23 protein-coding genes and 1 riboswitch are annotated in these 26,936 nt (G+C 73.8%); of the genes, 13 read left to right on the top strand and 10 right to left on the bottom strand.

The window, feature by feature from the left end; genetic code table 11:
- Window positions 1-103: 103 nt before the first annotated feature.
- Window positions 104-508, bottom strand: a complete 405-nt coding sequence (locus ABZ570_RS20685; RefSeq protein ID WP_358065797.1) for a hypothetical protein — start codon at window positions 506-508, stop codon at window positions 104-106.
- Window positions 509-939: 431 nt separating this feature from the next.
- On the opposite strand from ABZ570_RS20685, the gene ABZ570_RS20680 reads away from it, so the two are divergent.
- Together ABZ570_RS20680 and ABZ570_RS20675 are read left to right on the top strand one after the other, a co-directional pair.
- Entirely contained in the window at window positions 940-1,299 is a 360-nt protein-coding gene (locus ABZ570_RS20680) for an STAS domain-containing protein (RefSeq protein ID WP_358065793.1), read from the top strand.
- A 448-nt stretch (window positions 1,300-1,747) separates the two neighbouring features.
- Window positions 1,748-2,200 carry an SRPBCC family protein gene (locus ABZ570_RS20675; protein WP_358065790.1) on the top strand — a complete coding sequence of 151 codons (453 nt, stop codon included), beginning with the start codon at window positions 1,748-1,750 and terminating at the stop codon, window positions 2,198-2,200.
- Here the strand turns inward: ABZ570_RS20675 and ABZ570_RS20670 are convergent.
- From ABZ570_RS20670 to ABZ570_RS20650, 5 genes are all read right to left on the bottom strand, one after another.
- Window positions 2,088-2,669, bottom strand: a complete 582-nt coding sequence (locus ABZ570_RS20670) for a hypothetical protein (RefSeq protein ID WP_358065787.1) — start codon at window positions 2,667-2,669, stop codon at window positions 2,088-2,090. The two genes, ABZ570_RS20675 and ABZ570_RS20670, sit on opposite strands and share 113 nt — an antisense overlap.
- A 120-nt stretch (window positions 2,670-2,789) precedes the next feature.
- Entirely contained in the window at window positions 2,790-3,854 is a 1,065-nt protein-coding gene (locus ABZ570_RS20665; protein WP_358065784.1) for a hypothetical protein, read from the bottom strand.
- Between the two features lie 4 nt (window positions 3,855-3,858).
- A riboswitch (cyclic di-AMP (ydaO/yuaA leader) is annotated at window positions 3,859-3,991 on the bottom strand.
- A 143-nt stretch (window positions 3,992-4,134) separates the two neighbouring features.
- Window positions 4,135-5,049: a cation diffusion facilitator family transporter gene (locus tag ABZ570_RS20660; RefSeq protein WP_358065781.1), complete on the bottom strand. Its 915-nt coding sequence runs from the start codon at window positions 5,047-5,049 to the stop codon at window positions 4,135-4,137.
- A gap of 78 nt (window positions 5,050-5,127) precedes the next feature.
- On the bottom strand, window positions 5,128-7,245 hold the full coding sequence (locus tag ABZ570_RS20655; RefSeq protein WP_358065778.1) for an AAA family ATPase: 2,118 nt from the start codon (window positions 7,243-7,245) through the stop codon (window positions 5,128-5,130).
- Between the two features lie 168 nt (window positions 7,246-7,413).
- A complete protein-coding gene (locus ABZ570_RS20650; RefSeq protein WP_358065775.1) occupies window positions 7,414-7,743 on the bottom strand; it encodes a hypothetical protein in 330 nt (109 codons plus the stop codon).
- Window positions 7,744-8,066: 323 nt separating this feature from the next.
- On the opposite strand from ABZ570_RS20650, the gene ABZ570_RS20645 reads away from it, so the two are divergent.
- Entirely contained in the window at window positions 8,067-8,558 is a 492-nt protein-coding gene (locus ABZ570_RS20645; RefSeq protein ID WP_358065772.1) for a DUF3145 domain-containing protein, read from the top strand.
- A gap of 47 nt (window positions 8,559-8,605) precedes the next feature.
- Window positions 8,606-10,318 carry a glycoside hydrolase family 3 N-terminal domain-containing protein gene (locus ABZ570_RS20640; protein WP_358065769.1) on the top strand — a complete coding sequence of 571 codons (1,713 nt, stop codon included), beginning with the start codon at window positions 8,606-8,608 and terminating at the stop codon, window positions 10,316-10,318.
- Window positions 10,319-10,486: 168 nt separating this feature from the next.
- On the opposite strand, the gene ABZ570_RS20635 is transcribed toward ABZ570_RS20640, so the two are convergent.
- A complete protein-coding gene (locus tag ABZ570_RS20635; protein ID WP_358065766.1) occupies window positions 10,487-13,183 on the bottom strand; it encodes a sugar-binding protein in 2,697 nt (898 codons plus the stop codon).
- Between the two features lie 414 nt (window positions 13,184-13,597).
- Between ABZ570_RS20635 and ABZ570_RS20630 the strand changes: the two genes are divergently transcribed.
- The 8 genes from ABZ570_RS20630 to ABZ570_RS20595 all read left to right on the top strand — a co-directional run bounded on the left by ABZ570_RS20630 (window position 13,598) and on the right by ABZ570_RS20595 (window position 23,019).
- A complete protein-coding gene (locus ABZ570_RS20630; RefSeq protein WP_358065763.1) occupies window positions 13,598-14,761 on the top strand; it encodes an ROK family protein in 1,164 nt (387 codons plus the stop codon).
- Window positions 14,762-14,807: 46 nt separating this feature from the next.
- Window positions 14,808-15,851, top strand: coding sequence for an extracellular solute-binding protein (locus ABZ570_RS20625; RefSeq protein ID WP_358065760.1), 1,044 nt, complete (start codon window positions 14,808-14,810; stop codon window positions 15,849-15,851).
- A 121-nt stretch (window positions 15,852-15,972) separates the two neighbouring features.
- On the top strand, window positions 15,973-17,046 hold the full coding sequence (locus ABZ570_RS20620; RefSeq protein WP_358065757.1) for an ABC transporter ATP-binding protein: 1,074 nt from the start codon (window positions 15,973-15,975) through the stop codon (window positions 17,044-17,046).
- Entirely contained in the window at window positions 17,043-18,818 is a 1,776-nt protein-coding gene (locus ABZ570_RS20615) for an iron ABC transporter permease (RefSeq protein ID WP_358065754.1), read from the top strand. The genes ABZ570_RS20620 and ABZ570_RS20615 overlap by 4 nt, the downstream gene beginning before the upstream one ends.
- Complete coding sequence (locus ABZ570_RS20610; RefSeq protein ID WP_358065751.1) at window positions 18,806-19,630, top strand: creatininase family protein; 825 nt, start codon at window positions 18,806-18,808, stop codon at window positions 19,628-19,630. The genes ABZ570_RS20615 and ABZ570_RS20610 overlap by 13 nt, the downstream gene beginning before the upstream one ends.
- Window positions 19,627-20,580 carry an amidohydrolase family protein gene (locus tag ABZ570_RS20605; protein ID WP_358065747.1) on the top strand — a complete coding sequence of 318 codons (954 nt, stop codon included), beginning with the start codon at window positions 19,627-19,629 and terminating at the stop codon, window positions 20,578-20,580. The genes ABZ570_RS20610 and ABZ570_RS20605 overlap by 4 nt, the downstream gene beginning before the upstream one ends.
- Window positions 20,581-20,644: 64 nt before the next feature.
- A complete protein-coding gene (locus ABZ570_RS20600; RefSeq protein WP_358065744.1) occupies window positions 20,645-22,102 on the top strand; it encodes a lyase family protein in 1,458 nt (485 codons plus the stop codon).
- The gene (locus ABZ570_RS20595) at window positions 22,099-23,019 is read left to right on the top strand and encodes an ROK family protein (protein WP_358065741.1); all 921 of its coding nucleotides are present in this window, start codon (window positions 22,099-22,101) and stop codon (window positions 23,017-23,019) included. Before ABZ570_RS20600 ends, ABZ570_RS20595 begins: the two co-directional genes overlap by 4 nt.
- Window positions 23,020-23,090: 71 nt before the next feature.
- Here the strand turns inward: ABZ570_RS20595 and ABZ570_RS20590 are convergent, their stop codons facing one another.
- Window positions 23,091-23,744, bottom strand: coding sequence for a lipoprotein (locus ABZ570_RS20590; protein ID WP_358065738.1), 654 nt, complete (start codon window positions 23,742-23,744; stop codon window positions 23,091-23,093).
- A 228-nt stretch (window positions 23,745-23,972) separates the two neighbouring features.
- Here ABZ570_RS20590 and ABZ570_RS20585 point away from each other — a divergent pair, with 228 nt between their 5' ends.
- Entirely contained in the window at window positions 23,973-24,194 is a 222-nt protein-coding gene (locus ABZ570_RS20585) for a hypothetical protein (protein ID WP_358065735.1), read from the top strand.
- 65 nt (window positions 24,195-24,259) lie between these two features.
- Here the strand turns inward: ABZ570_RS20585 and ABZ570_RS20580 are convergent, their stop codons facing one another.
- Both ABZ570_RS20580 and fabF read right to left on the bottom strand, forming a co-directional pair.
- The gene (locus ABZ570_RS20580) at window positions 24,260-25,684 is read right to left on the bottom strand and encodes a carboxyl transferase domain-containing protein (RefSeq protein ID WP_358065732.1); all 1,425 of its coding nucleotides are present in this window, start codon (window positions 25,682-25,684) and stop codon (window positions 24,260-24,262) included.
- A 23-nt stretch (window positions 25,685-25,707) separates the two neighbouring features.
- The gene (gene fabF, locus ABZ570_RS20575) at window positions 25,708-26,934 is read right to left on the bottom strand and encodes a beta-ketoacyl-ACP synthase II (RefSeq protein ID WP_358065729.1); all 1,227 of its coding nucleotides are present in this window, start codon (window positions 26,932-26,934) and stop codon (window positions 25,708-25,710) included.
- Between the last annotated feature and the right edge of the window lie 2 nt (window positions 26,935-26,936).

Raw genomic sequence — 26,936 nt, 5'->3', positions numbered from 1 at the left:
GAGGCCCCGGTGCTGACCGAGTACGCCGAGCTGCCGCTGGGGGTCACCGCCGCCGGCGGGCGCGGCTCAGCGGGCCCACTCCGGCGGAGCCGGTCGGGCCGATTCAGCCGTCCAGGTCGGCCGGGGAGTTCGGCCGGTCGACGTCCACGAACTCGATCTCCTCGACGTCCGGTGTCCGGCTTCCGGCGGCCCGGGCGGCGGTGCCGGCGGCCCAGCCGATTGCGGCGCCGACCAGCGCGGCGCTGACCAGCAGTGCCCAGGGCAGCGCCGGCCGGCGGCCGGCGAGCGCGTCGAAGGCGAGGACGGCCCGGCGGCGGGCCTCGTCCGCGGCGGAGCCGATCAGGTCACCGGCGTCCTCGGCCAGCCCCGACCCGTTGCGGCGGGCAGAGCGGGCGGCGCCGCGGACGCCGTCCCCGGCGGAGCCGACGGCGGAGGCCAGGTGCTGCCACGCCTGGTCCGTGATCCGCTCCGGCTTGCTGCGATGGTCCAGCAGAGTGGTTCCGAACATGGTGTTACCTCCTCGGGGGCGAAGTCCGGCGGCCACTTCGGACTCCGGCGGTCATCCGGCGGGGTGACGGTGCGCTCACCTGGGCAGTGCCCCGGCCGGGGTCGCGGCAAACCAGGCCAGGCCAGGCCAGGTGCCGCCGGTGGGGCGGGACAGGACCAACCGCTCGAACGCGCCGGCACCGGATGCGTGCCGGACCGGTGGCGGGCGGCTACCCTGGGTCGGCGGATCGACCGACCCCGGCCGGTCGTTGGAGAATGAGAAGTGTCGTCCGGGAAGAACAGGAGCTGGAGGATCCGGACTGGGATGCCCAGGTGTGCCCAGTTCGCGAATTGCCCATCCCGAGGGGTGGCGACCGAGGCCATCGGAGGAATACTCTCGGTCGCGGCCCGCGTACTGATGAGGCGCCCGTACGGGCGAGTGGAGGTGCTCGCGTGAGCCTGTCGATCGTGCAGTCGGTGTTGCCGGGTGGTGTCATCCAGATCGCGCCGCGGGGCGAGATCGACGTCGACACCGCGTACGAGGTGCGGGAAGCGGTCGCTGAGGTGCTCGCGAAGGGCCGCCCGTCCCGGATCGAGCTGAACATGCGGTTGGTCACCTTCATCGACTCCGTCGGCATCAGCGCCCTGGTCGCCGGCTTCCAGACCGCCGAGGTCAGCGGCGTGAAGCTGGTGGTCACCGAGCCGAGCCGGTTCGTGCACCGCCAGCTCTGGGTCACCGGCCTGCTGGGCCTCTTCGGCGCCCCCGAGCCGTACTTCGCCGACAGCACCCCCCAGGTGCTGCCCGGCGCCTGAGCGCGGGTGCAGCCCAGCTGAGTGGTGGCGGCCGGTCAGGCCCCGGCAGCGCACCGACCACGGTCACGTCGAGTGAATGCGGGCCAGCCCGCACCCACCACTCACCCTTGCCTTTGCTCTGCAGCCACCCACGCAACGGTCACGCACGGTTCTTGGCTGCGGATATGGCTGCAAAGCAAAGGGGGGCGAGGAAGGTTTTCCGGTGGCCCCTGCTTCCCGAGTTTCCGCTGGTCATCTGGCTGAGGCGGTAGCAGCCTCGCGCAGAGGTGTCCACGGCGCCGTCACGCTCGGTGACGGCATACCTTTGACGGCGACTATCACCCACAGTTACCGGCGGCACGCGAGGCGGGCACCAGCCCGCAGCTTCCGTACGCTCTCGGCGACCGTTGCCAGCGGGCCTCGGTTACGGGACGATCGTCCGGATCGCCGACGGCAAGGGAGTACGGCGTTGCTCAGCAGCGACACTTTCAGCTACACCGTGCAGGCCCGCTGCACCCGGACGGACGCGGTCGCCCTGCTCAGCGACCTGACCCGCCAGGGCGAGCTGCATCCGCTGATCGTCCGGGTCCGCCAGCTGCCGCCCCGGCCCGGTGCGCTGGCCAGCTACGCGATCACGGACCGGCTGGAATTCGGGCCGCTGCACTTCCCGGTCACCTACCAGGCGGACGTGCTGATCGCCACGGAGGACGAGGTGGTGACGGTGGCCCGCCAGCAACCGGCCACCACGGTCCGCAACCACACCCGCCTGCGGGACGAGCCGGACGGCGTGGTGCGGGTCGACGTCGAGATCACCCTCTCCGCCCCGGCGCCGCTGTTCGGGTACGCCTTCCGGCAGGCTCGGGCGGCCCACCTCGGCCTGGCCAGCCGGCTCGGGGCGGCCCTGGAGAGGCAGGCGGGCTGAGCCTGGCGGGGACCAGCCGCCCCCACGGCTTGTAGGTGGACAGCACGGTCGTGACGATCAACAGGGTGCTGGAGACCGCCGGCGGGACGACCAGGTCCAGTCGGTCCCGGGCGGCGAGGTCAGGCCCGAGTTCGCCGAGCCGACGCACGGTCGGGGTGAGCAGCAGCAGCACCAGGCCGAGCATCGCCGTGGTGATCACGAACTTCACCAGCACCCACCGCCAGCGCAGCAGACCCCACGGGGTGAGCAGCGCGCTGGCCAGCCCGATCAGCCAGACCAGCACGCTCAGCGGGGCGAAGAGGTACGTGACCAGCAGCCCCGCCGCCGGGTAGACCACCTCGGGGTCGGCCCCGCGCAGCCCGGCCACGCCGAGGGCGAGCAGCCCCAGGTCGGCGCCGAGCCAGCCCAGCGAGGTGACCAGGTGCAGGGTGAGCAGGGCCTTGCGTCCGGTGGGAGAGAGTTGCTTCATACCGGAGATGCTCGGCCCTCGCCGGCCCGGCGTCGTGGGGCGCGCGGCGACACCCGGCGTACGTCGGTGGACGTAGGCGACCGCAGGTGGCCCGCCCGACGGCGGGCCACCCGCGGGCCCTCAGTACACCGACAGGTGCACGTGGTTGGTGTGATCGCTGGACGGGTCGCCGTTGCCGCCGCTGTACGCCTTCCAACCGCTGCTGGGCAGCCAGATCTGCTTGAACCAGATCACATAGAGCACGGCGAGCGGGTCGGCGTTGCGGATGAAGTAGGCGGCCAGGTTGTTGCCGTACGTCCGGTCGCCGCCGGTGGCCACCCCGCCGAAGCCGTCCTTCTGGGCGGCGAAGTCGCAGGCCCGCCCCTTGGGGTGCTCACCGGAGCCGCTGGGCCGGTAGCAGGAGACGTAGCGGGTGAATCCGGCGGCCTTGGCCTCCTGGAGCGCGTGCAGCATGCGCGGGGTGATGCAGCCGTTCGCCGGGGTCGGGTCGTTGACGCTGCACGACTCCGCGGGCCACGAGCCGTTGGCGTTGCGCGGCGCCGGCTTGGCGTTGGCGCTGGAGGTGCCCTGCACGCTGCCGCCGCTGGCGGCGGCGGTGGCGGCCCGCTTGTTGGCCACCTCCAGCGCGTGTTCCGCCTGCTCCTTGCGCTTGGCCATCACGGCGACCTGCTTGCGCTGATTTCGGATCTCGGCGCTGAGCTCGGCCTGCGTGCGGGTCGCCTGGTCCCGGGTGTCGATCAGGTCGCGCAGCGCGCGGTCCTCCTGCGCGGCGACCTGTTGCAGCGTGGCGGCCCGGTCCATCAAGCCCTGCGGGCTGCCGCTGCCGAGCAGCGCCGCGGCCGTGCCGAGCCGCCCGGTCCGGTACGCGACCCCGGCGATCTCGCCGACCTTGGCGTCGCGTACGCCCAGCTCGGCGTTGATCGTCTTGAGCTGGGCGGCGAGCTGCTGCTGCCGCTGCACCGACCGGTTCAGCGCGGCCCGTGCGTCCAGCCAGCCCTTGCTGGCCGCATCGAGCTGGGCGCGCAGTGCCGGGGTGCCGCCCTCGTCGTCGCCGGGCGCCGCGGCGAGCAGGCCGGCCGCCCCGGCGGGGGAGACCGGCGTGGTCGCGACGCCGAGGGCGAGCGCCGCGACGAGCAGGGCCGCCAACCGGGCGGCCGTCCGTCGTACAGGTGCCACAGATGGCATTCACGTGTCCTTCCGTCAACCGCCGACCGGGTTAGCTGACGGGTTCGGGACGGAAGATCCCTACCGCTGACGCGGATGCACCCCAGGTACGTGGTTCCCCGGCTCGCCGTACCGCGGCGATTAGGCGACGGCCGCCGCGGGCGCCGGTGGTGCGCCGCCCGGCGGAGGCCGCGACCGAGCCTACCGGCGCTGCTCCGACCCGTCGCCGTCAACCGCGGCGAAAAATCGGACAGAAGCCGTCACTAGTCACAATAGCCACTTGGATTTAAGTTTGCCCTAATTACCACTCGACTGATCCGCACGCGCCGGCCGACGCTCCGGGTTCGATCTGCAACGTGGCGTGATCGATGCGGAAGTCCTCGTGCAGGGCGGCCCGCGCCGCGGCCAGCACCTCGCCCACCTCCGCGCCGGGGCTCATGGTCAGGTGCGCCGAGGCCACCTCCATGCCGGAGGTGAGCGTCCAGACGTGCAGGTCGTGCACCTCGGCGACGCCGGGCACCGCGGCCAGCCGGTCGCGCACCGCGGTCACCTGGAGGTGCTCCGGGGCGGCCTGGACCAGGATGCGGACCGCGGCCCGCCCGAGCCGCCAGGTGCGCGGCAGGATGAACAGCCCGATCGCCACGGCGACCAGCGGGTCGGCCCACCACCAGTCGGTGAACGTGATGACCAGGGCGGCGGCGATCACCCCGAGCGAGCCGAGCAGGTCGCCCAGCACCTCCAGGTACGCGCCGCGCAGGTTGATGCTCTCCTGTGCGCCGGCGCGCAGCAGCGCGAACGCGACCACGTTGGCGAGCAGGCCGAGCACCGCCACGGCCAGCATCGGCCCGGCCAGCACCTCCGGCGGCTCGCCGAACCGGCGTACCGCCTCGACGAGCACGTAGGCGGCGACCGCGCCGAGCAGCACCGCGTTGGCGAGCGCGGCCAGCACCTCCAGCCGGTAGAGGCCGAAGGTGCGCTGCGGGTCGGCGTTGGCGCGCCGGGTCGCGGTGATCGCGGCGAGCGCCATGCCGATGCCGAGCACGTCGGTGAACATGTGCCCGGCGTCGGAGAGCAGGGCCAGCGAGCCGGTGGCGAACGCGGCCGCCGCCTCGACCAGCATCAGGGCGGTGAGCAGCCCGAACGCGGCCCAGAGCCGGCCCTGGTGGCGGTGCGCGGCGTTGGTGACCGTGCCGCTGTGGTCATGACCTGCGCCCACGCCCACACCCTTCCGCCCCGTACCCCCGCCCGACCCAATCTATGCTCACATCGCTATGTATGCAAGTGAGCGTGGGGATCAGCCGACCGGGTCCAGGGTGGTGAGGCGCTGGGTGGCCCGGGACAGCGCCACGTAGAGCGTCCGGACCCCCGAGCCCGGGTCGGCGCGGATCTCGCTCGGCGCCACCAGCACCACGCCGTCGTACTCCATGCCCTTGGCCTGGAGGCTGGTCACCACCTGGAGCCGGGCGCCGCCGAGGTCGCCCAGCCAGCCGGCGACCTCGTCCCGGCGCGGCACCGGCGTGATCACGCCGACCGTACCCTCGACCTCGGCCAGCAGCGCGCCGGCCGCGGCCACGGTCGCGGCGGGCAGCTCGGCGGCGGGCACGGTCCGCTCGACCGGCGGCACCCCGGTGGAGCGCACCGCCTTCGGCAGCGCCAGGTCCGGGTAGCGCCGGCGGATCTCCGCCGCCGCCACCGCGAAGATCTCGGCCGAGTTGCGGTAGTTGGTGGTCAGCTCGTACCGGTACCGGCGGCGCCGCCCCAGCGCCTGGTCCCGGGCCCGGGTCAGCTCCCCGGGGTCCCCCGTCCAGGCGGTCTGCGCCGGGTCACCCACCACCGTCCAGGAAGCCAGCCGGCCGCGCCGGCCGATCATGCGCCACTGCATCGGCGAGACGTCCTGCGCCTCGTCGACCACCACGTGGGCGTAGTCGCGGTAGTCCTCCGGGCGCTCCCGAACGGCGGCCCGGGCCGCCCGCTGCCGGTCGGCGTACGTGCTCAGCTCGCGGACACCCCCGGCGAGCTGGAACGGGTCACGCTTCGGCTTCGTCCGCCGGACCGGCTTGCCGAGCAGCGCGTCCAACTCGTCCAGCAGGGCGATGTCGGCGATGGTCAGCCCCTCGGTGTCCAGGCTCCGGTACGCCTCGGTCAGCAGCCGGATCTCGCCGGCCGCCAGGATGCCGCCGGCGTACCGGCGCAGCCGCTCGGGGCGGGCCAGCCAGCCCAGCACGTGCCGGGGGTGCAGTCGCGGCCACCACGCCTTGAGGAACTCGCGGAACTCCGGCCGGTCGATGATCTCGTCCTCGAACGCGGGCTGCTCCGGCAGGCGCCCGATCCGCAGCTCCCGGGCCTGGGTGTACAGGGCGGCGAGAACGGCGTCGAAGCCGACCCGGCGCACCTCGTTGCGGCGGGCGCCACGCGGTAGCGCCCGGTCCCGGATCGCGTCCAGCTCGGCCCGGCCCAGCCGGAGCAGTTCGCCCCGGTAGAGCAGGCGCAGCTCGGTGGGGGAGTCCGGCACCGCGTCCCGGACCGCGCGTTCCAGCACCCGGCGCATCCGCAGCGACCCCTTCACCGCCGCCACCTCCGGCGGGTCGGTACGGGTCGTCGACATTCCCGGGAAGAGCGAACCGAGCGAGTGCAGGGTGGCGGTCTCCTCGCCGAGCGAGGGCAGCACCGAGGCGATGTACTCGACGAACACGCCGGACGGGCCGACCACCAGGATGCCGCCGCCGGCGTACCGGGCGCGGTCGGAGTAGAGCAGGTACGCGGCCCGGTGCAGGGCGACCGCCGTCTTGCCGGTGCCCGGACCGCCGGAGACGATCGTGACGCCCGAGCCGGGGGAGCGGATCGCCTCGTCCTGCTCCCGCTGGATGGTGGCGACGATGTCCCGCATGCCCCGGCCGGTGGCCCGGGAGAGCGTGGCCAGCAGCGCGCCGTCACCGACCACCGCCAGGTCCGGCGGCGCCGCCTCCGGGTCCAGCAGGTCGTCCTCGATCCGGGTGACCCGCTCCGCCGACGACTGGATGGTGCGCCGGCGTACCACGCCCATCGGCTCGGCGGGGGTGGCCCGGTAGAAGGCGGCGGCGGCCGGTGCCCGCCAGTCCACCACCAGCGTCTCCGCGTTCTCCCCGCGCACCCCGAGCCGCCCCACGTGCAGCACCTGCCGGGTACGCAGGTCGAGCCGGCCGAAGACCAGCCCCTCGTGCTCGGCGTCCAGCACGTGCCGGCGCTGCGCGGCGTGGAAGACCATCGCGTCCCGCTCCACCAGCGCGCCGAAGTTGCCGACCCGGGCCAGCCGGTAGCCCTCCCGCTCGGCGTCGGCGGCCGAGCGGCGCAGTTCCGCCAACCGGGCGTACACCCGGTCGAGATGTCGCTGTTCGACGGCGATCTCCCGGTCCAGGGTGGTCTGGTCGCTCAAGACGGGGGCTCCTGTGGTCACGCGGCGGGCACGACGGGCTGAATGAGGGTACGGGCCGCGCTGGCGGCCCTCGCCGGGGCCATGCCGGTGGCAGCTGCCCGGCAGGGCCAAACGCGAACCGCCCGCCGGGGTGACCCGGCGGGCGGTTCGGGTGACGCGGTGAGGGGCTCAGCCCTCGAAGACACCGGCCTCGACGAGACGCTTCTCGGTGGCGTCCCAGCCGTGGTCGGGGTAGGCGGCCGCGAGGCCGCTCAGCTCGGCGCGGACCTTGGCGGCGTGGCCGGCGGCGGCCAGCGTCCGGATCTCCTCGACGAAGGCCTCGGAGTCGGTGCGCAGGTGCGCGGTCTTGCCGTTGGTCAGGTTGCGCACGTAGGCGTGCTTGCCGCCGTTGAGCGGGATGACGTACTTGAACTCGCCCAGCACGCTGAGGGCGCCACCCTGGCCAGCCTGGCCGGCCCGGACTGAGGCGCGCGCGGTCTTAGAGGTGTTGCTCGCCACGGAGGTACTCCTTGCAGACGTACGGGAGGGACTGAAACGTCCGGGGGCTGGTGCGGGTGACGCTCGGTGAGCGCCGGCCCGCGAAGATGTGCGGCGGCACAGAACCGCCCAGAGAACTGTACACGACCTCGACGCCTGGCTGGTCGTCGCGCCGTCAGGAGGGTCAACGGGGTCGGCCACCCGGGTATTTCCGCCGCCCGGGTCCGGCGAATTTTCCGATTCGCTGGCGCACCACACGGCACACGGGTCATCATGTGTTGCACAGGCCACTCGGGTGGACGAGGTCGTAGGGGAAGACGCACCTCGCTCTCCGGGAGGTCACCGTGCCAACGCGTGGCGTCGTATACGTCCACTCGACCCCGCTCGCCGTGTGCTCGCACGTCGAGTGGGCGATCGCGCGCGTCCTCGCCGCGCCGGTCAACCTGCACTGGACGGCCCAGCCCGCCGAGCCCGGCGCCCGGCGGGCGGAGTGCGGGTGGACCGGTAGCCCGGGGACGGGCGCCGAGCTGGCCGCTGCCCTCCGGCAGTGGCCCATGATCCGTTTCGAGGTGACCGAGGAGCCGAGTCCGGGCGTCGACGGGGAGCGGTTCATGTACGTCCCGGGGCGGGGGCTGTTCCGGGCCACCGTCGGCGCGGCCGGCGACATCCAGCTCGGCGAGGACCGGCTGCGCACCATCGTGGCGTCCGCCCGCGCTCCGGAGGCGCTCGCGCACGCCCTCGACAAGGCGCTCGGCACCGCCTGGGACGCCGAGTTGGAGCCGTACCGGTACGCGGGCGACGGCGCGCCGGTGACCCTGCTCACCCGAGTGGGCTGACCGAAGGTCAAGTTGCCCCGATACGCGGAGCCTGATGGGATGGGCCCGTGTCGACCACCCCTCGGCGTATTGTGCTCGCGCTCGCCGCTCTGACCGTGCTGCTCGGCTCCGGCTGCGCGAAGCAGCCGGGTCCGCCGGCGCCCGGCGGGTCGCCGAGCGCCTCCCCGACCGCCCCGAGCCCGACCCCGGATGGCCCGGAGGCCCGGGCCGAAGCCCTGGTCCGCACCCTCGCCGACGAGGACCTGGTCGGCCAGGTGCTGATGCCGTACGCGTACGGCAGCTCGGCCACCAAGGTCTCGCCCGGTTCGGCGGCCGGCAACCGCGACCTCGCCGGGGTCGACACACCCGCTGAGATGGTGGCGAAGTACCGGCTCGGCGGGGTGATCCTGGTCGGCTTCAGCGCCGACGACCCCACCTCGGGCAACCAGGCCACCACCAACGTCGACAACCCGACGCAGGTGCGGGAGCTGACCACGGGCCTGCGAGCGGCGGCCGGCCGGCTTCCCGCCGGTGCCGCGCCGTTCCTGATCGGCACCGACCAGGAGTACGGCGTGGTCACCCGGATCACCGACGGGGTCACCCTGCTGCCCAGCTCGCTCGCGGCCGGCGCGGCCGGCGACCCGGCGCTGACCGAGGCCGCCTGGCGGGCCGCCGGCGCCGAGCTGGCCGCCATGGGGATCAACCTGGACTTCGCCCCGGTCGCCGACGTGCTGGCCACCCGGAGCACGGTGATCGGCTCCCGCTCCTTCGGGGCTGACCCGGGGCGCGCCGCGGCCCAGGTGGCCGGCGCGGTCCGCGGTCTGCAGGCCGAAGGGGTGGCGGCCAGCGTCAAGCACTTCCCCGGGCACGGCCTGAGCGCCGCCGACTCGCACAAGGACCTGCCGGTCGTCGGCCAGTCCCGGGCGGTGCTGGACCGCACCGCGTTCCCGCCGTTCCGCGCCGGGATCGACGCCGGCACGATGGCGGTGATGTCCGCCCACCTCGACGTCCGGGCGGTCGACCCGGGCACCCCCGCCACCTTCTCCCGCAAGCTTCTCACCGACGTGCTCCGCGGCCAGCTCGGCTTCGAGGGCGTGGTGATCACCGACGGGATGAACATGGCGCCGGCGAAGCGCTGGTCGCCGGGGGAGGCCGCGGTCCGGGCGCTGAACGCGGGCAACGACCTCATCCTGATGACCCCGAACGTGACCCAGGCGTACGACGGGCTGCTCGCCGCGCTCCGCTCCGGGTCGCTGCCTCGGGCCCGACTGGTCGAGGCGGTCACCCGAGTGCTGACCATGAAGTTCAAGCTGGCCGACCGGCCAGTCCCCGACCTCTCGACGCTGGGCAGCGCCGAGCACCGCAGGGCAGCCGCCGACCTGGCCGCCGCCGGGGTCACGATGCTGCGTGGCCGCTGCGACGCTCCGGTGGCCGGGCCGGTCACGGTGACCGCCTCCGTCGGGCGGGACCGCACCCGCGCCGCGCTGGCCAAGGCGCTCACCGCCGCCGGGTTCGAGGTCGTGCCGAGCGGCGGCCGGATCGTGCATCTGGTCGGGTACGGCGACGGTGCCGGCGACCTGCGGGCCGACGCGGCCGTGACGGTGGCGATGGACACGCCGTACGTGCTGGCCACCGCCAAGTCGCCGACGCTGCTGGCCACCTACTCGTCCAGCCAGGCGTCGATGACCGCGCTGGCCCGGGTGCTCGCCGGGAAGGCCCGCCCGGCCGGCCGCTCCCCGGTCCCGGTGACCGGCCTGCCCGCCACCGCCTGCGGCACCTGACCCGTACGCCGATTCAGGCGGCGCCGGGCGGCCGGGGGCGACCACCGGTTGCCTCGATCAAGGCGGTGCCCGGCGACGGGCCGGACGGACCCGGAGGGCGACCACCGGCTGCGCCGCGTGGCGGAGCCCCGAGCCGGCAGCGCCGACCCGGGGCCCCGCCGCGCCGGGTCAGGCGAGCCGGAGCTGGCTGGCCAGTGCCGAGCCGCCGGCCTCGAACGCCGCCAGCAGGGCCGTCGGCGTGCCGCCGGTGACCGGGACGACCACCGTCACCGACCGGCCGGCGGCTAGGTCCACGGTGTGGTCACCGAGGGCCCGGTCACCGTCCCAGCCGTACAGGTACGCGGTGCCGGCCCGGTCGGCGCGCAGGGTGACCGAGACGCCGCCCGGGACCGTGCGGGCGTCGGTGAGCCGCAGCGCTCCCGCCGGGAGGGCCGGGACGGCCGCCGGCGCGACCCCGTCCACCGCCGACTGGGCGATGGTCTGCGGGCTGTGCACGCTGCGCGCGGCGGTGTCCGGGAAGACCGGAGCGCTGGGCTGCCGCGCCGCCGGGTTGAATCCGGGCAGGGTCACCAGCCCGTACCGGTACGGGTCGGCCCGGACGCCGGTGAAGGTGGACCAGCCCAGCCGGGACTGGGAGGTCAGATCCTGCGTGTCCGAGTCGTAGACCAGCACGTTGAGGCCCATCCGGGTCGGGTCCACCGCGTCCGGCAGCACCGCGAACGGGATGCTCGCCTCGATGGCGTAACCGGTGTAGGGCGAGGTCACCTTGCTGACCACGGACATCCCCGGCGCGGTGGTCGTGCCCGGTCCCTGTCGGTTGTCGGCGTCCCGCTGCCAGCAGGGCGGGTTCCCGTTGGCCGGGTCGTCGGTGACCGGGAAGATGCCGGCCTTGAAGACGGTGGAGGTGTCCGTCGAATTCCCCTTCGGGTCGATGATGATCTCCACGCTGTCGGTGCGGCGCTGCCGCTTGCAGTCCTGCGGCACCACCTTCTTGCCGAGCACGTCGTCGGTGACCTGCACGAAGACCTTCAGGGCATCCTCGGTCCAGGCGACCCGGCCGGTCGCCGAGGCGTCCTGCGCCGTAGTGGGTTCGCCCTCCCAGATCCGGGAGAGGTCCAGCTCCTCGCCCGGGTACTCGCCGGGCGCGGCGATCCCGTCGACGGCGTGGCCGGGACCGGCGTGCGGCACCTCGCTGGTTGGCACGATCTCCAGGGCGCCGGTCTCCACGGTGCTGCCGGCGGCGCTGGTGGTGGTGATGGTGATCCCGTAGTCGCCGCCCGTACCGCCCTCATTGGCCGTGGGCAGGGTGGGGTCGGTGTTGGTGACGGTGAAGGTCACCGCGCCGGTGGCGCCGGGTGCCAGCTCGGAGTAGCTCTTCGTGGCCGCGTCGGCGGTGAAGCCGGCGGGCAGCCCGAGGGTGACCTGACCGCGCTGTGCGGTCTCGCCGTGGTTACGCAGGTCCACCCGGACCGCCCGGCTCTGCCCGGAGCCGATGGTGAGCACCGGCTTGATGAGCGTGTCGAGCTGCGGGTAGCCGCTCGTGCCGGCCCAGTCCCGGAAGATGCCCACCTCGGGCAGCGGCTCCAGGGTGCCTCGCACGTCGGCGACCACGCGGACCGCCCGGTCGGTACGCCCGGCGCCCTGCCCGGTGGTCAGGGTCGCCCCGACGAGCTGCTGCTGGTTGGTGTCGGCGTCGGCCGGCACGGTGACGGTGAAGGTGACGGTCCGCTCCTGGCCGGGCGGCATCGTGCCGCCCAGGGTGGCGGAGCCGCCGGCGGCCCACCCCTGCGGCAGTCGCAGCGCGAGCCGCGGCGAGGTCAGCGCCCGGTCCCGGGGTGCCCGGACGTGCGCCGTCACCTTGACGGTCTCGCCGGGAGCGAGGTCGAACCGGTCCGTGGTCAGGTACAGCTCGCTGCCCCGGGGCAGCCCGCCGGGCGCGGCCGGCAGCACCGAACCGCGCAGGATGGCCTCCGGCGAGGTGTCCGTGGGGTCGTACGGCACCCGGCTGTCGACCAGGGTGTAGAAGTCGCAGCGGATCTTCGCCGGGTCGGCCGGGGCGGCGGCGGTGCCGGCCCAGCCCTGGGTGACGTAGTCGCGGCGGGCGTCCACCTCGATCTCGGCCCAGGTCTTCCCGCTGTTGCTCGGGGCGCCCTCCCAGACGCCGAAGACCTGGTCGGTCGGCACCGTCGGGACGAAGCTCGACGCGCACTCCGGGCCGGCGGACGAGGTACCGGTGCCGCCCGTACGCAGGAACTTCGCCGGCCGGAACGGCTTCAGGCCCTCCTTCGAGAGCTGCTCGGGGAAGGCGGCCGGGTCGGCGGCGGCGTGGAACGCCTCGGCGGCGAACCGGGCGGCCTGCTGGTGGTTGCCGTGGTTGCCCGGGGTGGGCGACGGGTTCATCGTCATGATGATCTCCGGCCGGGTCTGCCGGATCACCCGCACGATCTGCGCGAGGGTGTCGTCGTGCCCCCAGATCCGCTCGGACAGCGGAGCGGACGCGGTGTACCAGAAGTCGACGCGGTCGAGGTTGTACAGGTTCTCCACCCCGGCCCGGCCGATCGCGGTGCGCTCCTCGCGCTCCCGGATGATGCCGAGCGGCGGGCCTTCCTCGAGGCCGACCGCGTTGCCGCCGCCCTCACCCCGGGTGATGGTGACCACGCCGGCCTTCGTGCCGTAGCGCTCCTTCCACTGACCGAGCGTGGCGAGGCTGCCCGCCTCGTCGTCGGGATGGGCGCTGACGAAGAGCACGTCGAGGTCGACGGTGTCGGCGGGACGGTTGGTCGCGGGTGCGGCGAGGGCCGTGCCCGGCGCCCCGGTGAGGGCCAGGGCGAGGGCCGTGGGTAGCAGGAACGCCTTGATTCGCATGCAGATCCTTCCGTGGAAACGGGTCCGGAAGCAGCGGCGGTCGACGTCGGACGCGCGGCATCGACGTGGTGGTCGCGTTCGGACGGTGTTGGTCGCGGCGGGACGGCGGGCGCGTTCGGGCGCCCGGGGCCGCCGGGTACGCAGCGGTACGGCGGGCCGTACACACTGGAAGGCCTTCGCCCGGTGACGCTAGGGACCGGCGCGGCGGCCCGTCAATGCTGTGCAAGATCTTTCTTATTTTGCGAAAGAAACTAACTGCCCCTTATGTGCTCCGCTGGCCCGGCGGCTCGAACCTCCGGCGCTGTCCGTTCGTGTCCCGATTCCCCTCATTTCCGCTGGTCATCATGCCCGCGTCAGCCGACCGAGACGCTTTCGTTACTTGACTCAATAATTCGTTCGCCGTAGGAAGGAAGTGTGAACGACGTGGTGACGCCACCGATGAGCCCGGTGAGCCGGGAGCGGTCGAAGGAGATCAAGCGGCTTTCCGTGATCTCCGCCGCCCGCCAGGTGCGGGTGCTCTCCCGCGCCGAGCTGACCGAGCTCACCGGGTTGAGCCCGGCCACGCTCACCCCGCTGGTCCGCGACCTGATCACCGAGGGCTACCTGATCGAGCGGGGACCCGGGACGTCCCGGGCCGGACGGCCGCGGGCCATGCTGGAGTTCAACCCCCGTGCCGAGCTGGTCGCGGCCGTCTCGCTGGAGCCCTCGCGGATCAGCTGCGAGATCGCCGACAGCGACGGTGCGGTGGTCGCCCACCGCACCGTCCGGCTCATCGGCGACATCGTCGACCTGATCTGCCAGGCGGTGCCCGAACTGGCCGGCGACGGCCTGCCCGCGCTGCGCGGGGTGGCCATCGCCGCCCCCGGCGTCTCCTCCGGAGGCGCGGTCCGGCTCGCCCCGTCGGTCGGTCTCGTGGAGGACCGGCCGATAGGGGAGTCGGTCCAGCGGCGGCTCGGAATGCCGGTGGTGGTGGACAACGACGTCAACCTGATGGCCGCCGGTGAGCACGCGGCCGGCGCCGGCTCCGACGTGGCCGACCTGCTCCTGCTGCACGTGTCCGACGGCATCGGCGCCGGGCTGGTGCTGGACGGCCAGGTTCGCCGGGGCGCCGGCGGGGCGGCCGGCGAGGTCGGCTTCCTGCCGCTCGACCCGGCGGACCGCGGGCACGACGGGATCGGCCCGTTCGAGGCCCGCTGGTCGGAGAGCGCCATCGCGGAGCAGGTGGTGTCCCTGGCACCCGGCCGCCGTCCCGCGTCGCCGGTCCGGACGCTGGTGGAGCTGGCCGCCGCCGACGACCGGGCCGCCGCGTACCTGGACGAGGTGCTGGCCGCCTGGTCCCGCCTCATCGTCTCCTGCGCCTGCGTCGTGGATCCCGGCCGGGTCCTGCTCAGCGGGGCCGCCGCCGAACTGGACGACGCCGCCGTCGACCGCCTCCAGCACCTCGTCTCGGCCGCCGCGCCGAGTTCGACCGAGGTCCGCCGGGCGGTCCTCGGCGACCGGGCCGTGCTGCACGGCGCGGTCAGCTACGCCCTCTCGGCCGCCGCCGCGGGACTGTCCACCCTGCTGCCGGCCCCCTGACCCCATTCCCCGAACAACGTAGTTCCCCACCCCTCGGAGGTACTCCATGAGACGCCGACTCTTCCTCGCCGGTGCGCTCGCCACCGTCCTCGCCGCCGGCACCGCCTGTGCCGGCGGCTCGAACGACGCCGCCGCGGGCGGCGCCGAGAAGCTGACGATCTACACGGCCCGCGACAAGAAGGTCGCCACCTTCGTCGTCGACAAGTTCACCGCCAAGTACCCCGAGTACAAGGGCAAGGTCGAGGTCCTCAACCTCGGCGCGCAGGAGATCCTGGAGCGGGTCCGGGCAGAGAAGGCCAACCCGCAGGCCGACGTCTGGTGGGGCGGCACCCAGCAGGGGCTGGCCGCCGGCGCCTCGGAGGACCTGCTCACCTCGTGGCAGCCGTCGTTCGCCGGCAAGATGGACGCCAAGTACAAGGACCCGGAGGGCCGCTGGTTCGGCGAGATCCTGCTGCCCGAGGTCATCATGTACAACAACAAGGCCCTCACCCCGGAGCAGGCCCCGAAGGACTGGGACGACCTGCTGAAGCCGGAGTGGAAGGGCAAGATCATCATCCGGGACGTGGCCGCCTCCGGCACGATGCGGTCGATCTACGCCTCGATGATCCAGCGACAGTCGCCGGACGGCAGCAACCCCCAGCCCGGTTACGACTGGCTGAAGAAGCTGGACGCCAACACCGGCGCGTACGCGGCCAACCCGACCGACCTCTACCTGAAGCTGTCCCGTCAGCAGGGCGTCCTCAGCGCCTGGAACCTGCAGGACGTCCTGCTCCAGGCCAACCAGGCCAACATGCCCTTCGGGTACGTGGTGCCGGCCTCCGGCGCCCCGGTCCTGGTCGACGGCCTGGCCGCGGTCAAGGGCGGTAACACCACCGGCGCGCAGAAGTTCATCGAGTTCCTCTTCGACGACTCGCTCCGCGCCGACCTGGCCAAGGACTACTTCCAGATCCCGGCCGTGGACATCGCGCAGAAGCCGGAGTGGCTGGCCCAGCTCGACCTCAAGCCGCTGAACGTCGACTGGGACGTGATCGGCAAGCACGAGACCGAGTGGATCAACCACTGGAACAGCCAGATCAAGAACAAGGGCTGACCGTGGCGGTGCCGGGTGCGTGCGGCGCACCCGGCACCCCGCCTCCCGTACGCACCGCCAGACCGGGTCTGGCCCCCACCCACCACCGGCAGACCCGGTACCGGACGCAAGGAGAGACATCATGATCGATGTCACGCTGGAGTCGGTGAGCAAGCGCTTCGCTCGTGGCGGCGACATCGCCGCCGTCGACGACGTCGACATCAGCATCGCCGCGGGGGAGTTCTTCACGCTGCTCGGCCCGAGCGGCTGCGGCAAGACCACCACCCTGCGCATGGTGGCCGGCTTCTACTTCCCCACCTCCGGCCGGATCCGCTTCGGCCAGGAGGACGTCACCCACCGCCCGCCGAACAAGCGCGACACCGGCATGGTGTTCCAGAACTACGCGCTCTTCCCGCACCTGACGGTGGCGCAGAACGTCGCGTACGGCCTGAAGATCCGCAAGGTCGGCCGGGCCGAGTCGAAGCGCCGGGTCGAGGAGGCGCTGGGCCAGGTGCACCTGGCCGGCTACGGCGACCGCCGCATCGACCAGCTCTCCGGCGGCCAGCAGCAGCGCGTCGCGCTGGCCCGCGCCCTGGTGATCCGGCCGCGTACCCTGCTGCTCGACGAGCCGCTGTCCAATCTCGACGCCAAGCTGCGCGAGGAGACCCGGGTCGAGATCCGCCGGATCCAGCAGGAGAGCGGCACCACCGCCATCTACGTCACGCACGACCAGGCCGAGGCGATGGCGATGTCCGACCGGATCGCCGTGATGGAGTCCGGCCGGGTGCAGCAGATCGGCGCGCCGCAGGAGATCTACCACCGGCCGGCGAACGCCTTCGTGGCCCGGTTCATCGGCCGCAGCAACGTGCTCAGCCTGCCGGTGGCCACCGCCGGCCCGCAGACCGTCACCGTCGCGCTGCCCGGCGGCGACCAGGTGACCGTGGCCGCGCCCGCCGAGCACGGCCTGCGCGAGGGCGCCACCGCGCTGGTCTCCGTCCGGCCCGAGCACATCCGGCTCACCTCGGCCACCGAGGCGGGCGCGCTCACCGGCCGGGTGGCCGAGCTGGAGTTCACCGGCATGTCCACCAACCTCCTGGTCGACGTGGCCGGCGAGCCGGTGCAGGTCACCGCCATCGACGTGCCGGCCGGGCTGGCCGCCGGCGACCAGGTCGGGCTGCGGCTGCCCCGGGAGCGGATGTGGGTGGTGCGCCCATGAGCACGATTCCCGCCACCGCCACCGTCCCGCCGGTCACCGAGGACCCGACGCCACCGCGGACCCGCCGCTCCGCCCGGTTCGCTGGCGGCGCCAACTCGCGCTGGTTCCCGTACGTGCTGGTCTTCCCGCTGGCGCTGATCCTCTTCGGGTACGTGGTCCAGCCGATGTTCGCCACCTTCGCCGAGAGCGTCGGGGCGGACGGCCTGTCGAACTACACCGTCTTCCTCACCGGTGACGGGGTGGCCCGCTCCTCGCTGGTCACCTCACTGGTGATCTCCGCGGCCAGCGTGGTGCTCTGTGGCATCGTCGGCGTGGCGATGGCGTTCCTGCTCAAGCGCTTCTCGTTCCCGGGCCGCCGGTTGATCGAGGCGATCATCCTGGTGCCGGCGGCGCTGCCGCCGCTGATCGGGGCGATCTCGTTCCAACTGCTCTACAGCGAGACCGGCATCCTGCCGCGTGGCCTGCAGCACCTGTTCGGCGCCGAGAACCCGGTGCTGCCGTTCACCGGGATCGCCGGGGTGCTGGTGGTGCACACCTTCACCATGTACCCGTTCTTCTACCTGGCCGCCTCGGCGGCACTGGTCGGCATGGACCCGTCGGTGGAGGAGGCCGCGTACAACCTGGGCGCCGGCCGGGTCCGGGTCTGGCGCACGGTGCTGCTGCCGATGCTCACCCCGGCGCTGGTCTCCGCCTCGCTGCTGGTCTTCATGACGTCGCTGGCGTCGTACACCGCTCCGCTGCTGTTCGGGGTGGACCAGACGATGACCATGCAGATCTACATCAACCGCACCAACGGCGACCTGCCGATGGCCTCCACGTACGCCTCGGTGCTCGGCGTGGTGTCGGTGCTCTTCCTGCTCGGCATGCGCTGGTACGAGGGGCGGCGCAGCTACCGCTCCCAGTCCAAGGGCATCGCCTCGCACCGTCGGGAGATCACCAACCCGTTCGGCCGGTGGCTGGCCCTGCTCGCCTCGGTGCTGGCCACGGCGGTGCTGCTCGCCCCGGTGGGCACGATCGCCCTGGTGGCGTTCTCGCAGGACGGCTCGTGGACGACCGAGGTGATCCCCTCGGCGTACACCATGCGGAACTTCGTCACGATCTTCTCCGACCCGACGGCGTACCGGCCGATCGTCAACTCGCTGCAGATGAGCCTGATCGCCACGGTCGCCTGCGTGGTGGTCGGCGTGCTCGTCGCGTACGCGGTCCGCCGGCTGGACTTCCGCGGCCGCGCCCTGCTCGACGTGGCGGTCATGCTGGCCTGGGCGCTGCCCGGCACGGTGGTGGCGATCAACCTGATCTCGGCGTTCAGCACCGGCAACGCGTTCAGCCTCGGCCAGGTGCTGATCGGCACCTTCTGGATCATGCCGCTGGCGTACTTCGTGCGGTTCCTGCCGCTGGTGTTCCGCTCCAGCTCGGCGACGCTGGCGCAGCTCGACCCGTCGCTCGAGGAGGCCGCCCGCAACCTCGGGGCGTCCTGGTGGCGGGCCTTCGGCACGGTCACCCTGCGGCTGATGCTGCCGGGCGTACTGGCCGGCGCGCTGCTCGCCTTCGTGCACGGCGTCGGCGAGTTCGTTGCCTCGGTGCTCATCTACACCTCGGAGACCGCGCCGATCTCCGTCGAGATCAACAACCGGATGTACTCGTTCGAGGTGGGCACCGCCGCCGCGTACGGCATGCTCCAGATCGTGCTGATCTTCGTGGTGATGGTGCTCTCCGGGCGGCTGGAGAGCGGCCCGAAGGCGAGCCGGGAGGCGGCGCGATGGACGGCGTGACCTGGCCGGCGGGTGGCGGGCTGCTCCCCGCCGCCCGGATCCCCGGCGGGGAACTCGCCGCGGTGGCCGCGGCCGCCGACTTCGCGGTGCTCCCGGTCGGCGCGGTCGAGTGGCACGGTCCGCACCTGCCGCTCGGCACCGACCTGATCCTCGCCGAGGGCTTCGCCGGGGAGAGCGCCGCCGAGGCGCCCGGGCCGCGCGGCGTGCTCTTTCCCGCCGTCGCGTACGCGGCCTGCCCGGGGCAGACCCGACCCTGGCCGGGGACGGTGGCGATCCGGCCGGAGATCGCGGTCGGCTACCTCGCCGACGTGATCGAGGGGATCGTCGCCGCCGGCTTCCCCCGGCTGCTGGTGGTCAACGGCCACGACGCGAACATGTCCACGGTCCGGGCCGCCATGGAATGGGTCTCCGGCCGGCGTACCGCCAGCCTGCTGCTGGTCAACTGGTTCCAGCTGGTCACCGCGGCGGAGACGGCGGAGATCTACGGCGCGCTGCCGGCCCGCGGCCACGGCGGGGCGTACGAGACCTCGGGCGTGCTCGGCTTCGACCCGGGCGCGGTACGCCTCGACGCCGCCGCCGACCTGCCGCCGAAGCCGAAGCTGCCGGTGGGCCATCCGTACGTGCTGGTCGAGTCCCGCCCCGACCCCTGGCAGGGCTGGTCCGGGCACGTCTCGCTGGCCAGTGAGGAGGCCGGACGCCGGGTCCGCAACCTCGCCGGGGCGCGGCTGCGGGAGATCGTCGCCGCCTGGGTGGCCGCCGAGCCGCCGTCCCCGCCGACCGCCGAGCCGATGCCGAGTGGGGGAGCCTCATGACCGTCGACCGTGGACTGGACGTCGTCGACTTCCACCTGCACTTCCGGATCGGTGCGGACGAGACGATCCACGCCTGCGAGCAGGCGGCCGGCATGCACCCCGGCGGGGAGCATGAGCGGGCGGTCCGGGCCACCGGCTCCGCGCCGTACGCCCGACAGTGGCGGCAGGCGTGGGGCTTCCCCGACCCCGAGCCCCCCGCGGAGCGCTGGGAGGACGAGGCCGACCGCTGGGCCGACGAACTGCGCCGGGTCAACATCCGCAAGGCCGTCTTCGTGACCGGCGGCGGCAACGACGCCCTCGCCGACGTGGTCGACCGCCACCCGGACCTGCTGCTCGGCTTCGCCCACCACGACCCGTACGGCCCGGACGCCGCCGGGGAGCTGGACCGCGCGGTGACCGAGCGCGGCCTGCGCGGGCTGAAGCTGTTCGCCCCGCTGCTGCGCGGCCCGCTCGACCACGAGGACCTGGACCCGCTCTGGGGCACCGCGCAGCGCCTCGGCGTGCCCGTGCTGATCCACATCGGGCACTACGGCAGCGCCGGCGGCCTCAGCTTCGGCCGGTACGGCGGCCCCGAGGAGCTGGCCCGGATGGCCCGCCGCTTCCCGGAGCTGGCGGTGGTGGTGCCGCACTTCGGCGTCCAGCACGTGCAGGAGCTGTTCTTCGCCGCGTGGGGCTGCCCCAACATCCACGTCGACACGTCCGGCTCCAACCAGTGGGTGCGCTGGATGCCGTACAAGCTGACGCTGGAGGACCTCTTCCGTCGCTGCTACGAGACGATCGGCCCGCACCGGATCGTCTTCGGCAGCGACTCGTCCTGGTTCCCGCGCGGCTACGTCACCCGCTACCTCGACGACCAGCTCCGGGTCTGCCGGGAACTGGGCCTGCCCGACGACCACCTGCGCGCGATCTTCGCCGGCAACGCCGAACGGCTGCTCGGCCTGACCGACTGACCGGCCGAACCCGCAGCGGACGGCCCGACCGTCCACGCGGACTGGAAGGAAGTAAGGAACTGCCATGAGCACACCTGCGCTGACCACCTACCAGCGGCACCACCTGGCGCCCACCTACGACCACCACGTCGGTCACCTGTATCCGGCGATGGTCCGCGCCAGCCAGGCGCACGTGGTGATGCTGACCGAGCAGGGGCTGATCCCGGTTGAGCGGGGCGCCCGGCTGCTGCGCGGGCTGGCCGAGCTGCGTGCCGACACCGGCCCGGCGCCGGCGTACGACGGCAGCTTCGAGGACACCTACTACCTGATGGAGAAGCGGCTCGCCGCGGCGTGCGGCATCCCCACCTCCGAGCTGGACGTGCAGCTGGCCCGCAGCCGCAACGACCTGGACGCCGGGGTGTTCCGGATGCTGCTGCGCGACCAGCTTCTCGGCGTGCTGGACCGGGTGCTGGCCACCGGCCGGACCGCGCTGGACCGCGCCGACCGGTACGCCGACGTCGTCATCACCGGCTACACGCACCGCCGGCCGGCCCAGCCCACCACCATCGGCCACGCCCTCGCCGGCTACGCCGAGGCCCTCGCCGGCGAGGCGACCGCCTACGCCGACCTGATCGACCAGCTCAACAACTCGCCGCTGGGCTCCTGTGCGTTCGCCGGCACCGATCTGGACATCGCGCCGGCCCGGGTGGCGGAGCTGCTCGGCTTCGCCGGCCTGGTGACCAACTCGTACGAGGCCGTCGCCGGGGCCGACCACCTGGTCCGGGTCGGCACCCTCAACGCGCAGGCGCTCGCCACCGGGGCGCGGCTGGCCCGCACCCTGATGGACTGGCTGAGCTGGCAGTGGGTCACCACGCCCGGCGACTTCACCCAGGGCAGCAGCATCATGCCGCAGAAGCGCAACCCGGTCGTGCTGGAGCACCTGGTCTCGTACGCCGGCGCGGCCGCGGCGGACGCCGCCTCGGTGCTGAACAACGTCGGCGCCGCCTGGTGGGAGGACTCCAACAACGCCACCACCGACGTGCAGGTCCGGCTCTGGGAGAGCAACGACCGGGCGGAGCGCTTCTTCGCCCTGGTCGGCGGTTTCCTGGCCGAACTGGCGCCGCTGTCGCCGCCGAGCCGGGAGGAGATCGTCGCCTCCGGGGCCACCACCACCGCCGCCGCGGATGCGCTGACCCGGCACGGGGTGCCGTTCCGGGCCGCCCACTCGGTGGTCGGCCGGTTGGTCCGGGCCGGCGCCCCGGACACCTGGACCGCCGAGGGCGTCCGGGCCGCCGCCGAGGGGCTGACCGGCCCGCTCGACGACGCCGCGGTCGCCGACCTGATCGCCGCCGCCGTCCGCCCCGACCTGGTGCTGAACCGGGCCCAGGTCGACGGCCCGGGCGCCGCCGCGGTCCGCGCCCAGGTGGGTACGCTGCGCGTCGCGTTCGAGGCGGTCGCCGACCGGCTCGCCGCGGTGCGCGACCGCCTCGGCCGGGCCGACGCGGCGCTGGACGCCGTCGCCGCCGAGCTGGTGGCCCGGTGAGCGTCCCGCTGGCCGGGCCGCCGGTGGCGGGTAGCCGCGTCGACGGTCTGCTGCTCGGCATCGACTTCGGCGGCACCAAGATGGCCGTCGGAGTGGGCGACGCGCGGGGCCGGCTGCTGGCCCACCGGCGGCTCCCCACGCATGCCGACCAGGGCGCCGCGCAGGCCCTGGACCGGGCGCTGGACCTCGCCGCCGAGCTGCTCGCCGAGGTCGGCGGGCCGCTCGCGGCGGCCGGGGTGGCCTCGCCCGGCGTGGTCCGGCCGGACGGCATCGACCTGGCCCCCAACGTGCCCGGCTGGGAGCGGCTGCGGCTCGCCGACGCGGTGCGGGACGCGCTGGGCGTGGCGCGGGTGGCGGTGGACAACGACCTGAACGCCGCCGCCCTGGCCGAGCTGCGGCTCGGGGCGCTGCGGGACGCCGACCCCGGCCTGGTCGTGGGGATCGGCACCGGTGTGGCGGCGGCGGTGACGGTCGGCGGCGTGGTCGTGCCCGGCCACCGCGGGGCGGCCGGTGAGATCGGGTACGCCGTGGCCGGCGGCCCCTGGCCGGGCACGATGCTGGAGCTGGACTTCTCCGGGCGGGCCCTGGACCGGCTCGCCGCGGACCTCGGGGTCCCGGGCGGGGCGGCCGGACTGGCCGCCGCGGCGGAGCACCCGGGAGCGGCGCGCGAGGCGCTGCGCGCCCGCGTCGACGAGGCGGCCCGCCACCTGGTCACCTGCTGTCTGCTGCTCGACCCGCAACGGGTGGTGCTGGTCGGCGGGGTGGCCGGCAGCGCGCTGATCCGCAGCCTGCTGGTCGACCGGCTCAACGAGGTGCTGCCGCACCGGCCCGACGTGGTGCTCTCCAGGTTCGCCGACGACGCCGCGCTGCTCGGCGCGCTCACGCTCGCCCGCGAGGCGGTGCCCGCACCCCGCTGACCCGGTGGCGCCCGGGCACCCTCGCAGGCAGGTGCCGTCGCCGGGCTGCGACCCCGGGCAGCACCGCGCGGTCAGCCGGTGACGGAAAGGGTTCGCACGGCCAGGCGGTATCCGGGCAGGACGTCCGCCGCCTCGTCGACGATGCTCTCGTTCGTGGTCAGCAGCACGATCGTCTGGCCCGCCGGCACCGCGAGCGCCCACTCCCGCTCATCTGTGCCGGTCAGCTCGCTCATGGAGGTCCAGGTCGCCTCCACCGCGTCCACCGTGCCCGCCCGTACGGTCCGGTACGTCGGGTCGCTCACCCGCTCGCCGGCCGCGACGTACGCCTCCAGCACCGGTCGCGGCTCGGTCGCCGGCCGGTCGGACGTCCACACCCGCATGAAGCCGGCGCGGGCCAGGTGACCGTCGATCTCACAGCGGACGCTGACGCCGCCGCGCCGGACGAGCGAGCCGAGCGCCTCGGCCACCTCGGGCTCGGGGATCCTGGCCTGCCGTGCCACCCGGCGCTCGGCCAGGGCGAAGGAGACCGGCAGCTGGCAGCCGCCCACGGCGTCGACGGTGCCGGCGGCCGGCGCGGGGCCGATCTCGTCATACCAGGGCGGGCCGTCGGCGACCGGCGCGGCCGTCAACCGCCCGGCCGACCCGGCAGGCGGCGGCGTTTCGTCCGCGCACCCGGTCAGCGCGGCCAGCACGAGCGCGGTCAGCACGGCGAACCGTCGGGTCATGGCGTATGTCCCCCGTCCAGGTGACGCTGCAGCCCGTGGCGACCCGGATCGTGGTCGAGCGGGAGCGGCAGCGGGTGCCGCGGGCCGGGTGATCTTATCGGCGGCCGCCGGGGCAAGATGCGTGGGCGGGTACGCCGCGCGCACCCCGGTCGCGCGGGTGGTCGGCGGTCGGGGCGGTCGCGAAACCCCGGTGCGGCCCTGCGGTGGGCGCTGGCAGGCTGGGCAGCCATGGGACAGCGTGCACAGGGTTTCGACTACGTAGAGCGGGCCGACGGCTCGGTCGTGATCACGCACCACGGCCGGACGGCCGGCACGTTGCGCGGCGGTCGCGCGGCGGAGTTCCTGGCCGAGGTCGACGACGACCCGCAGCTGGTGATGGCCCGCTGGACCGGCAACTACCGGCGGGGCAACGAGCGGACCGCCCGCCAGCACCCCCGCAACCGGGGCTGAGGCCCCAACGAGATCCTGGTAGGAAACGGCCCCTCCAGGGGCCAGTTCCTACCGTGGCGGATGCGTCAGAGCGGGATGTTGCCGTGCGCGCCCCGGGCGGCGGGGGCCGCCGCGAGCGCCTCGGCGATGCGGCGCCGGGTCTCCTCCGGCTTGATCACGTCGTCCACCACGCCGATCTCCAGCGCCCGGTTGACGCCACCGGCGACCCGGATCTGCTCCTCGATCAGCTGGGCGCGCAGCGCCTCCCGCTCCTCGGCCGGCGCGGCGGCCAGCTTCTTGCGGTGCAGGACGTTGACCGCCGCGCTGGCGCCCATCACGGCGACCTCGGCGTTCGGCCAGGCGAAGACCGCGGTCGCGCCCAGCGAGCGGGAGTTCATCGCGATGTACGCGCCCCCGTACGCCTTGCGGGTCACCAGCGTCACCCGCGGCACCACCGCCTCGGCGAAGGCGTGCAGCAGCTTGGCCCCGCGCCGGACCACGCCGTCCCACTCCTGGCCGAGGCCGGGCAGGTAACCGGGGACGTCGACCAGCACGATCAGCGGCACGCCGAGCGAGTCGCACATCCGCACGAAACGGGCCGCCTTCTCGGCGCTGGCCGCGTCGAGGCAGCCCCCCAGGCGCAGCGGGTTGTTGGCGATCACGCCGACCGTCCGGCCGGCGAACCGGCCGAGCGTGGTGACGACGTTCGGCGCCCACTTGGCGTGCAACTCCACGCCCGGCTCGTCGAGCAGCGCCTTGACCACCGGCTTGACGTCGTATGCCCGGCTCGCCTCGGCCGGCATCCGCGCGGCCAGGTCGTGCCCGTCCTCGACGCCGGCGGCCACGTCGTCCGGGCAGAGCCGCCCCTGCCGGCCGAGCAGCGCGGCGAGCTTGCGCGACTCGGCCAGCGCCGCCGCGTCGTCCGGGCAGGTCACGTGGACCACGCCGGAGCGCCGGCCGTGCGGCTCGGGGCCGCCGAGGCGCGCCATGTCGACCTGCTCGCCGGTGACGCTGCGGACCACCTCGGGGCCGGTGACGAAGATCCGGCCGGCCCCGCTCATGACCACGATGTCGGTCAGCGCCGGACCGTACGCCGCGCCACCGGCGGCCGGCCCGAGCACCACGGAGATCTGCGGCACCCGGCCGGAGGCCCGGACCATCGCGGCGAAGACCTGGCCGACGGCGTCGAGCGCGACCACGCCCTCGGCCAGCCGGGCGCCGCCGGAGTGCCACAGACCGAGCACCGGCACCCGCTCCCGCACCGCGGTGTCGATCGCGTCGACGATGTGCCGGCACCCGTCGATGCCCATCGCCCCGCCCATCCTCGTGGCGTCGCTGGCGAACGCGATCGCCGGCGTACCGTCGATCTCACCCCGCGCCCAGAGCGCGCCGGAGGTGTCCGGCGCTGAGGCCAGCCGCAGTGTACCGGCGTCGAACAGGGCCCGGAGCCGGATCTCGGGATCCCGATGGTCGACTGTCGAGTTGTCCGTGCCGGCTGCGGTGGTGGTCACTTGTGCCTCCCAGGCGGTGGATCTCAGGCCCGCGTGAAGACGAGAGCCACGTTGTGGCCGCCGAAGCCGAACGCGTTGTTCAGGGCGGCCGGGATCTCCATGTGACGCGCCTTGTGGGCGGCCACCTCCAGGGTGAGGCCCTCGTCCGGGTCGTCGAGGTTGATCGTCGGTGGTACCACACCATCGCGGATGGCCAGGATGGTGGCGATCGACTCCAGCGCCCCGGCCGCGCCGAGCAGGTGCCCGGTCATCGACTTGGTGGCCGACAGCACCGGGTGGTCGCCCAGCACCTTGCGCAGGGCGCCGATCTCGAGCATGTCGCCCACCGGGGTCGAGGTGGCGTGCGCGTTGACGTGCGTGATGTCCGTCGGGGCGACGCCCGCGTCCGCGATCGCCTTCCCGATCGCGCGGATCGCACCCTCGCCCTCGGGGTGCGGCTGCACGATGTCGAACGCGTCCGAGGTGATCCCGGCGCCGGCCAGGCGCGCGTAGACCCGGGCGCCGCGGGCGGCGGCGTGGTCGGCGCGCTCCAGGACCACCACGCCCGCGCCCTCACCGAGCACGAAGCCGTCGCGGCCCTTGTCCCACGGCCGGGAGGCCTTCTCCGGGTCGTCGTTGCGGGTCGACATGGCCCGCATCGAGGCGAAACCGGCGATCGGCAGCGGGTGGATGACCGCCTCGGTGCCACCGGCCACCACCACGTCGGCCCGGCCGGCGCGGATGATGTCCAGGCCGAGCGCGATCGCCTCCGCGCCGGTCGCGCAGGCGCTGGCCACCGAGTGCACGCCGGCCTTGGCGCCCAGCTCCAGCCCGACCCAGGCGGCCGGGCCGTTCGGCATCAGCATCGGCACGGTGTGCGGGGAGACCCGCCGCGGGCCGGACGCCTCCAGGATGTCGTCCTGGGCGAGCAGCGTGGTTGCCCCGCCGATGCCGGAGCCGATGCTGACCGCCAGCCGCTCCGGGTCCGGCCCGGTGTCGGCCAGCCCGGCGTCGGCCCAGGCCTGCTGCGCCGCGATGAGCGCGATCGCCTCGGACCGGTCCAGCCGGCGCAGCTTGACCCGGTCCAGCACCTCGGTGGGCTCGACGGCGAGCTGGGCCGCGATCCGGACCGGCAGTTGCGCCGCCCACTCCTGGGTGAGGGCACTCACCCCGGAGCGGCCGGCGAGCATGGCGTCCCAGGTCGACGCGACGTCCCCGCCGAGCGGGGTCGTCGCGCCGAGCCCGGTGACGACGACGTCGGGGCGACTCATGA

Origin of the sequence: Micromonospora sp. NPDC007271, assembly GCF_040634005.1 — a bacterium.
Lineage (GTDB): Bacteria > Actinomycetota > Actinomycetes > Mycobacteriales > Micromonosporaceae > Micromonospora.
This window is presented reverse-complemented; position numbering and strand designations above follow the sequence as displayed.

Coding starts and splice junctions, on each gene's coding strand:
- ABZ570_RS20685 (WP_358065797.1), bottom strand. CDS start 508: ATGTTCGGAACCACTCTGCTGGACCATCGCAGCAAGCCGGAGCGGATC.
- ABZ570_RS20670 (WP_358065787.1), bottom strand. CDS start 2,669: ATGAAGCAACTCTCTCCCACCGGACGCAAGGCCCTGCTCACCCTGCAC.
- ABZ570_RS20665 (WP_358065784.1), bottom strand. CDS start 3,854: ATGCCATCTGTGGCACCTGTACGACGGACGGCCGCCCGGTTGGCGGCC.
- ABZ570_RS20635 (WP_358065766.1), bottom strand. CDS start 13,183: ATGCGAATCAAGGCGTTCCTGCTACCCACGGCCCTCGCCCTGGCCCTC.
- ABZ570_RS20625 (WP_358065760.1), top strand. CDS start 14,808: ATGAGACGCCGACTCTTCCTCGCCGGTGCGCTCGCCACCGTCCTCGCC.
- ABZ570_RS20620 (WP_358065757.1), top strand. CDS start 15,973: ATGATCGATGTCACGCTGGAGTCGGTGAGCAAGCGCTTCGCTCGTGGC.
- ABZ570_RS20615 (WP_358065754.1), top strand. CDS start 17,043: ATGAGCACGATTCCCGCCACCGCCACCGTCCCGCCGGTCACCGAGGAC.
- ABZ570_RS20610 (WP_358065751.1), top strand. CDS start 18,806: ATGGACGGCGTGACCTGGCCGGCGGGTGGCGGGCTGCTCCCCGCCGCC.
- ABZ570_RS20605 (WP_358065747.1), top strand. CDS start 19,627: ATGACCGTCGACCGTGGACTGGACGTCGTCGACTTCCACCTGCACTTC.
- ABZ570_RS20600 (WP_358065744.1), top strand. CDS start 20,645: ATGAGCACACCTGCGCTGACCACCTACCAGCGGCACCACCTGGCGCCC.
- ABZ570_RS20590 (WP_358065738.1), bottom strand. CDS start 23,744: ATGACCCGACGGTTCGCCGTGCTGACCGCGCTCGTGCTGGCCGCGCTG.
- ABZ570_RS20585 (WP_358065735.1), top strand. CDS start 23,973: ATGGGACAGCGTGCACAGGGTTTCGACTACGTAGAGCGGGCCGACGGC.
- fabF (WP_358065729.1), bottom strand. CDS start 26,934: ATGAGTCGCCCCGACGTCGTCGTCACCGGGCTCGGCGCGACGACCCCG.